This is a genomic window from Tahibacter caeni, from assembly GCF_024609805.1.
GTDB classification, from domain to species: Bacteria; Pseudomonadota; Gammaproteobacteria; order Xanthomonadales; family Rhodanobacteraceae; genus Tahibacter; species Tahibacter caeni.
In genome coordinates this window covers 1-9,589 of sequence record NZ_JANFVR010000185.1, presented here as the reverse complement: position 1 = coordinate 9,589, position 9,589 = coordinate 1, and the positions used below count along the sequence as shown (strand labels likewise).

General features: G+C 70.0%; 1 protein-coding gene. It reads right to left on the bottom strand.

The features are described from left to right. Positions 1 to 9,326, bottom strand: a 9,326-nt coding sequence (locus NON22_RS15195) for a putative Ig domain-containing protein (protein WP_257387797.1), incomplete at its 3' end; no start/stop codon positions are given. Positions 9,327 to 9,589 lie beyond the last annotated feature (263 nt).

Below are 9,589 nucleotides of genomic sequence, written 5' to 3'. Positions count from 1 at the left end.
GCAGTATTCGGATCGACCAGGTAGTGCGTCGTGACGGGGTTCGCACCGGTCGCATCGGTGGTCTGGCTCAGGCGCGTGCCGTCATGCGCGTAGGCGTAGCGCGTGACCTCGCCGGCCAGGGTCTGCAGCTCGGCCAGCCGGTTCGCATCGTCGTAGACGTAGTCGATCGTCTCGGTCGGGCTGACCTTCCTCGTCGTGTTGCCGGCCGCATCAAAGGTGTAGGTCGTCGTGCCGGCGACCGCGCCCGGCACCGTGCCGCTCAGGCTCAGCGTCTCGGTCTCCAGCCGGTCGTTCGCGTCGTAGACGTAAGCGGTAGTCGCCGTCCCCGTCGGACTGCCCGTGGGGCCGAGCTGCTTGGTTTGTGTCAGCCGGTTGCCGGTCTTGTCGTAGGTCCAGCTCGTGCGCCGGTCGTGGCCCAGCTGCACGACCGATTCGCTCGTCAGCCGCTTGATCCCGTCGTAGGCGTAGGTCGCCGTCCGGTCGACCTGCCCGGTCTCGGTGATGCCGGTTCTGAGGCCTGAGGCATCCAGCGTATAGGCCAGCCCCAGCAATACCGTGGCCCCGACCTTGTGCTGGATCCCCGTCAGCCGGTTGCGCCGGTTGTAGCTGTAGCTCGTCGTCACCCCGTTGTCGTGCGTGACCGACGCGCGGTTGCCCACGCCGTCGTAGCCGTAGGTCGCGATCGGCACGCTGCTGGTGCTGGGCTTGACCGTGGCCAGGCGGTTCAGCTCGTCGAACGTGTAGTCGATGACCTGGTTCTGGGTCGTCAGCTGCGTGCGGTTGCCCACCGCGTCGTAGGCGTAGCTCACGCTGGGCGCGATGACGCTGCCCGGTCGCAGCGGCCAGGTCACCTGGGTCAGCCGGCCGCGACTGTCGCGCGCGTAATGCGTCGTGCCGTTGCCGTCGGTCACCGTGTCGAGCTCGCCACCGGTCGTGTAGCTCAGGCTCACGTCGGCTTGCGTGGCGTAGTCGATCGTTGCCAACCAGTCGGTGTTCGCCTGATAGGTGTAGCTCGTCGTGCGGCCGCGGAAGTCGGTCTGGCTCGTCTTTCTTCCCAGCGTGTCGTAGACGAACGTCTCCTGCTGCAACAGCGGCAGGGTCCGCGTCAGCACCCGCCCCGCGTTGTCGTAGCGCCAGCGCGTGATCCGCCCGCTCGCGTCCTCCTGCTCCAGCTTGTTGCCCTGTTCGTCGTAGCGGTAGCGCGTGATCAGCACGCCGCTGTCGGAACTCGTCGGCGGGTTGCTGCCGCTCTGCGTGTACGCCGGGTTCGCCCCCGTCGTGGGGTTGGGCAGGAACACCGCGATCAGCCGGCCCAGGCTGTCGTAGGCAAAGCGCGTGATCCGCCCGCTCTCGTCGGTCTCGGCCACCTTTCTTCCGGCCGCGTCGTACGTGAGCGTCGTCCTGGGGTTGTTGGCGTCGTTGCCGTCGTCGCTGACCGCGTCCGGGTGGATCGTCTCGGTCAGCCGGCCCGCGAGATCGTAGACGTACTTGGTCGTGCGGTTGAGGTGATCGGTCGTGCTGATGCGCTGCCCGTCGGCGTTGTAGGCCGTCGTCGTGGTCTGCAACAGCGCATTCGTCACGCTGATCTGCCGGTCGGCCGCGTCATAGCCGTAGCTCGTCACGTTCCCGTTCTCGTCCATGACCGCTTCCAGCCGGCCCGCCGCATCGTACTGGCTCGTCGTGCGCGGGTTGTCCGCATCGGTCAGCGGGGTCGCGTCCGGGTGGATCGTCTCGATCACCCGGTCCAGCGCATCGAACACGAACGTCGTCGTGCGGCCGTGCACGTCGGTCTCGGCCACCACGTTGCCGTTGGCGTCGTACGCCTTGGTCTCGGTCGTGCCGTTGGGGTAGGTCGTCGTCGTCAGCTGGCCGCGATCGTCGTAGGTGAAGCTCGTGCAGCGGTTCTGCGCGTCGCACTGCGTCGCCGGCTGGTCGGCCGCGGTATACGTCGCCGTCGTCACCGTCGTGTCCGGGTGCGTCGTGCTCGTGATGCGCCCCTTCGCATCGCGCACGTAGCTCGTCGTCAGCGTCACCGGGCTGCCGTTGTCCGTGCGCGTCGTCGTCTCGCTGAGCACCTGGCCGTTGGCATCGTGCGCATACCCCGTCGCCGTACCGCGCGCGTCGTTCTGCCGGATCATCCAGCCCAGCGGGTTGTAGGTGAACGTCGTCGTCGACCCGGCCGGATCCTGGATGGACGCCAGCTCGCCCGTGTTGGTCGCCGTGTTGCGGTCATAGCCCAGGGTCGTCGTCTGGTTCTGCGCGTTCTTCGTCGTCTGCAGCGTGTTCCAGAAGCTGTCGTAGACGTTGGTCACCACCGCCCGGTTCGCATCCACCGCGCTGAAGGTCTGCAGCAGCCCGTTCTTCGCGTTGTACGTGTGGCGCGTCAGCTGGTTCAGCGCGTTCTTCTCCGTCAGCCGGTTGCCGTACAGATCGTAGGTCCACGTCGTCGTATGGCCCAGCGCGTCCGTGCGCGTGAGCTCCTCCCCGCTGACCGGGTCGTAGGTGTGCCCCGTCGTCTGGTTCAGCGCATTGGTCTCGCTCAAGATCCGGCCCGACTCGTCGTAGACGTACGCCGTCGTGTACCCGCGCCGGTTCTTCACCCGCTCCACCCGATCGCCGATCAGGTGCGTGTACTCCACGCGGTGGCCTTCGGCATCGATCGTGGCCACCAGCCGGCCGTCATCGTCGTACTCGTTGCGCTGCACGCGGATCCCGCGCGCATCGGTCAGCTCTTCCAGGTAATGCGGCCAGCGGACCTTATAGGCAAAACGCGTGGCCTGGCGCAGCGTGTCGTGCGCCGCGATCAGGTCGCCGTCCGGGCCGTAGTCGTAGGCGAGCTCGTTGCCGTCGGGCAGCACGATGCGCTGGATGCGGTTGCGCCCGTCGCGCACGAAGCGCACCGAGGCGCCGCTGGAGTGCACGATCCCCGTCGCGCTGTAGGTCAGCGTCTTGCCCGTGGGCTCCTTGACCACCTTGAGCCCGCCCGCGTTCTGGTCGATCTCATACGCCACGCCCTCGCGCGTGGTCAGGCGGTAATAGCTCGGATCCGCCGCCAGCGTCGCATCGCCCGGATCGATCAGGTGACTGGTCGGTTCGCCCGCGATCGTGCCGATGCGCAGGATGCTGTAGGTGTGCTGGGTCAAGGTCGAGGTCGTGCCCGACTCGGCCTCGTAGACCAGGTTCACGTAGGTCGGCGGCACCAGCGAGGTGCACTCGGGACTGGCCTTGGCCACGAAGCGCTCGATCGTGCCGTCGGGCAAGGTCACCGCCACCCGGCGTGAACCGCCCGACACCACGCAGTACTTCAGGTTCACCCCGCTGCCGCTCTTGAGCACCTGCCAGCCGTAGCCGGCCTTCTGCGACTCGCTGACGAACACGTTCTGGTAATCCACGCTCCAGCCATAGCCGAAGTCCAGCGACTCGTTGCGCCGGCGCGTGTCGTAGGTGCGCGTGACGCGGATCGGGATCCCCGCCATCGGCACGCTCACGTCCTCGAAGGTCACCGAGAAGTGGCCGACCTTCATCTCCCCTTCCACCGCCACCACGCGGTTGGCCACGCTCGTGCGCCCGCTCGCGTCGGTGGCCTGCAGGATCAGCACGTACTGCCCGTTCAGCAGCAGGGTCGGATCGAACGTGCCCAGCGCCGCATTGCTGACCGCGCCCGTGCCGCGCGCGATCACCGTCGTGGGCGCACCCGGGTTGTTGGCCTGGCGTACGGCCAGGAACCAGCTCAGCAGGTTCGCATCCGCGACCGTGCCGGTGACCGGCGCCGGCGCCGTCACGAGGCTGTCCTCCACGGGGGCGGCGATCGCCACCACCGGTGCGGCTTGATCGGTCACGTCCACCACGCCGAAGGTCGTCGTCACCGTGCCGACCGCGGCTGCGTCGGTCACGGTCACGACCAAGGTATGCGCCCCCGGCGTGGCCGGTGCGGTCAGCGTCGTCAGGCCCAGCCCCAGCGTCACCGGCTGGCCGTCCAGGGTCGCCGTCACGACCGGCGTCAGGCCTGCCTCGCTCGTCGTCACCTGCACCTGCACCGGCGCACCCGGCAGCGGCGCGCTCGGCGTCAGGCTCACCTGCACGTCGATCGGCGCATCCGCCGCCACCACGTCCACACGCCAGCCCTGCTCGGTGTACAGCGTCGCATCGGCCGCGCGCAGGGTGACCGTCTCCGCACCCGTGGCACTGGGCGTCCAGGTCACCACGCCGTTCGCATCCACCGCCATGCCGGTCGGCGCCTGCGGCAGCGCATAGCTCAGCGCATCGCCGTCCGGATCGCTGGCCTGCGCCGCATAGCGGTACAGCTTGCCCACGCGCGCGGCCTGCACCGGTGCGCTGCTGAACTGCGGCGCGCGGTTGGCGCTGCCCGCCGCACGGATCTCGACCAGGTATTTCTGGTCCACGAGGTTGCCGTGGTTGTCGTCCACGCGCACCGTCACCGCGTAGCTGACCCCGGCCGTCAGTTCCACCGTCGGCCAGCTGATCACGCCCGTCGACGCGTTGATCGTCATGCCCCAGGACGGCTGCAGCGCCAGGCTGTAGGTCAACGTGTCGCCGTCGGCATCGCTGGCCGTGACCGCGTAGCGGTAGTTCTTGCCCTTGGTCGCCACCGTCACCGGCGTGCTCGTGAACACCGGCGCATGACCCACACGCTCCACCGTCACCAGCCACTCGGCCACCGTCGCCCCGCCGTGATCGTCGGTCACCGTCACGCGCACGACGTGATGGCCGACCTGCGCCGTACCCGGCGTCCAGTCGAACACCCCGGCCGGCGTCATCGTCATGCCGCCCGGTGCGCGGTTGAGCGTCAGGCTCAGCGTGTCCCCGTCCGGGTCCGTCGCCGCCAGCGTGCCGCCGTAGGCCTGGCCCGCCAGCGCCGAGCCCGGCGGCAGCTGCGTGATCACCGGCAGCTGGTTCGGGAGCACCGTCACGCTGAAGCTGCGCTCGACGCTGGCACCGGCCAGGTCCGTCGCCCGCAGCACCACCGTGTGCGTGCCGACCTGCGCGGGTGTGGGCGTCCACACGAAGCGGCCGCGCAGGTCGTCCACCTCGCTGCCCTCCGGTCCGCTGACCCGCGCATAGCGCACCGCATCGCCCACGTCCGCATCGCTGGTCTGCAAGGTCACCGCATAGGCCTCGCCCACGCGCACGTCCGGCAACCCGGTGGTCACCCACTGCGGCGCGTGGTTGGCCGTCGTCACGCGGATCGTGTAGGTCTGCGTGTCGCTGAGCCCCGCCGCATCGGCCACCCGCACGCGCACCCGCGCCGCCTGCGCCGTGTTGTTGTTCTCCAGGCACTCCGTCACGTTCGCGCCTTCGTCGATGCGCGCGACCAGGCGCACGCCCGGATCCGCGCCCGACGCGAGTTCCAGGGTTACGTCGGTTTCCGCATTCACCGCCAGCGCCGGCACCGCCGTCTCGCCGAGCAGCGTGCCGCCGGCCGCCGGATCACCGTCGTAGAAGCGCACGGCCGTCGCGCCACTGACGGCCAGACCGCGGTTGCGCGCGCGCACCACCAGCCGCGTGCCCAGGGAATCGCTGACCTCGTGCAGCCCCAGCAGCACCAGGTCCGGCTGGCCCAGCGGATGACCCACCGGCACCGCGTTGCCGCGGAACAACGAACCGGCCAGCCAGCTCGCCGCCGGCGTCGCCGGCACCCGCCCCGCCTCGGTGATGCCGCTGACCGTGTACGCATGCTGGTTCCACAGGCTGCGCGTGCCGACCCAGCGGTTCTGCGCCTCCCGGATCGCCGTCACCGCCACGTCGTCGCCGTAGACGATGTCCGCATGGCCGTCACCGTCCACGTCGGCGATCGTCGCGTTCTCCACCCAGGTCGAACTCTGGATCGGGTGCTTGAGCCGCTCGGCCCCCGTACGGCCGTCGAAGATGCGCACGCTGCTGTGCCCCGCGAACACGACCTCCGCCCGGTTGTCCCCGTCAAAGTCGAACGCGCTGGGTGTGGCCAGCGACGAGCCGTCGTCGCTGATCGTTTCCCAGATCTGGCTGCCGTCGGCGCGCAGCGCGCGCAAGGTCGTGTTCGTCGCCACGACGATATCCGCCTTGCCGTCCCCGTCCACATCCGCCAGCGCCGGGTACGAGGCATTGACCTCCCCGGGGAACGTGATCGGGAAGCCCGGCTTGGTCGTGCCGTCGTGATCGAGCACGAACACCGCATTGTTCGTCGCCGCCACCAGCTCCGGCGCCGCATCCGCATCCAACTGCCCCACGCCCCAGCGCACGAAGCCGTAGTAGTCCACCGCCGCATGCGTCAGGGTCCAGCGCAACGTGCCGTCGGCATTGAGCACACGTTTGCCCATCAGCACTTCCTGCGTGCCGTTGCCGTCCAGATCCACCGCCACCGGGATCGAGCGCGACGAGCCGGCCACGCCGTCGCTCCATTTCAGCGTGCCGGTGTTGCTGAACACACGCGAGTCCGCCAGCACCTCGGCCTGGCCGTCGCCGTCGATGTCCGCCAGGGTGATCGCCGACAGGCTCTGCGCGTTGCCGCTCGTGCTCGTGCGCCAGCGCTCCACGCCCTGCGCCGTAAACGAGGCAATGTTCAACGTCACCCCGACGTAGGCGTAGATCTCCGGCCACCCGTCGCCGTCGGTGTCGCCCACCGCCGGCGTCGCCCCGTAGCTGCCGAACTCCGTGGTCGGCGTCTGCCACAGCACATCCCCCGTCACCCCGTCGCGCACGACCAGGCGCGCCCCCTGGGACACGATCACCGCCGGGTGATCCGCCTCGCTCAGCACGCCGTCGCCGCTGGTGTCCACCAGCCGCGCCACGATCGGCGTATGGATCACCCCCGTCGTCTTGCGCCACAGCTGCGTGGCCGCAAACGGCGTCGTCGCCGGCAGCGCCGGCGGCAGGCGGCACTGCAGGTTCGGCAGCGCCACGCCGTCGGCCAGCGCCGGATCCGCCGTCCAGTCGATCCGCCCGCTCGTCGCGTTCACCGTCATGCCCGCCGGTGCCAGCGGCACCGTGTAGCCCAGCACGTCCCCCACGTCCGGATCGCTCGCGATCACGTCGTAGCGGTACGCAGATTCCGTCGTCGCCTGCGTCACCGGCAGGCTCGTGATCACCGGCGGTCGATTGGCCTGCGTCACCGTGATCGTGACCGTCGCCGCGGCCGAAGGCGTGAAGCCGTCGTGGACCGTGAACGCGAGGCTGTCGCTGCCCGCATAACCCGCATCCGGCGTATAGCTCAGCGCCGGCGCCGTGCCGCTCAGCGTGCCGTGCGCCGGCGCCGTCGTGACCGCATACGTCAGCGCATCGCCGTCGGCGTCCGTGCCGGCCAGGGTGATCGCGAGACTACCGCCGCTGGCGACACTGACGCTCGCCGCCGTCGCCACCGGCGCCTGGTTCGTGCGCGCGTTCGTGTCCGCGCCGCTGGCCATCGGCGACACGGCACTGCTGGCCTGGGCGAGGTTCACCACGCTCGCGTCATTGAGCGCGCCCGCAAACGTCACCGGCACGCTCAGGCGCAGCGCCGGACCGCTGCCCGGCGGCAGGCTCGCCCCGCTCAGGCCCGCGCTGCTCCCGCCGCTCGCCCCGCTGACGCTGCCGCAACTCGCCCCGCCGCTGGCCGTGCAGGTCGGCGCACCGCTCAGGGTCACGCCGCTCGGCAGCGCATCGCTGATCGTCAGCGCGGTCGCGGTCGACGGACCCGCATTGGTCACGTCGATCTGGTAGGTCGCGCTGCCGCCGGGCGCGTAGGTCGCACTGCCGTCGCTCTTGCTGACACTGAGCACCCCCAGGCAGCTCAGGCTCAGCGACGCACTCGCGCTGTTGTCGCTGCTGCCGCCCGGCGTCGGCGAGACGAAGCCCGCCTGCACCGCCGTGCCTTCGCTCAACGTGCCCGGCGGCGTCACGCTCGCCGTCGCCGTCGTCGCGCTGCAGCGCGTCGGATCGATCGCCGCACTGATCGCATAGCTCAATTGGCCGCCGGCCGTCGCATTACCGGCCGGCAATGGCGCCGTACCGCTGATCGCCCCGCTGCCGCTGGTCGTGCCGTTGACCGTCCCGCCCGGACAGCGCGCCCCGCCCGTGGCCGTGCACGTCCAGCCCGTGAAGCTCACGCCCGCCGGCGGCGCGAACGCGATCGCCGCCGCCGCCTCGTGCGCGCTCGTATCGCCCACGGTCGGCGCCGCCGTGTGATTGCCCACGCTCCAGGTATAGCTCAGCGTCTCCCCGCCCAGCGCACTGGCCGCGCTCGCGCTCAACGCGCTCCTCAGGTCCACGTCGTCATCGCGCAGCGTGATCGTCGTCGCCGTGATCGCCGTGCCGCCGCAGGTCTGCGTCGAACTCAGCACGTAGTTCGTCGGCGAGGACGTGATCGCCAGCACGATCGTTTCGTTGTCCTCGATCAGGCTGTCGTCGGTGATCGTCAGCGGCAATGCGATGTCCGTGCCGTCGTATACCCCCGCCGGCACCGTCACCGTCACGGTGTCCGTGCCGCTGCCCGTCGCATAGTCGCTGCCGCGCACCGCCGTGCCCGACCCCTGCACCGTCAGCGCCACGCTCAAGCCGCCCGCCGGCACCGTGCCCGCCACGCGCAAGGCCGGCAGCGCCTCGCCGCCGCCCTCGCGCACGCTCGCGCTGCCCGTCGTCAACTCCACGAACGGCCGCAACGTCATCTGGATGTCGTCGATGAAGTTGCCGATCGTCGCGCCGCCCGCCGCCGACACGGCCTCAAAACCGATCGCCTGCGTGCCCGTCGCACCCTGCCACGTGAACTCGCCCGCGTAGTCGCGCCAGCCGTTCGTCGCCAGCACCGACGTGCAGCTGTTGCTCGCCACGTCGCCATCGGCACCGCCGCTGCCATAGCACGTCACCACCCCGCCGCCGCCGTCGTTCTGCGTGCCCGCGCGCACCACCCGGCTCGTCCCCGCCGTCGCGCCGACGCGGAACTCCGTCACGTCGTCCGTCGTCGCGCTCTGCCGCCCGCGATGGCTGAAGCGCCAGCCCACCAGTTCGCCGTTGGCCAGGCACACGTTCTGGTAAATCCGCGACGCCGCCTCCGCGTTCAATTCCGCCAGCTGCGTCCCCGCACGCGCCGTCACCCCACTGAACCCGTTGGCCCAGATTTCGATCAGCGGGCCGGGGGTTTGCGCCACGTTCGGTGCACACCCCGCACCACTCTGCGACGGATGGTTCGTCGTCCATCCCGGCACGATCGATTCCGATACCTGGAAATAGCAACTGCTCGTCCCCGCCGACGGCTGCTCGAACCCCAGGTTCACGAACGTGCGCTGCACTTGCGCCTGCGCCGGCCACCCCAGCGCCAGGCCCAGCAGCCACGCGGCCGCGCCGCGCACGATCACCGCCCTGCCGGCTCGCGCCCGCACCCGAACCTTCCCATCGCTCATGTCCAGCCCCTGAGTGAAGACAATCCGCGCAGCTCTGCCTGCACACCGCCCAGTCTCTCAGCCGTTTGTGTCACGACGTGAGACCAACTGCGTTAGGCGTCCGTAAACCGCGTCGTTACGGCGGCGTATGGAAGCCGCAACCCGAGTGAAGACGTCGGTATGCCACAGGGCGCGGAACACTCGGTCAGGCGTGAGGCACGGTCACGGCCGCTGCGTCG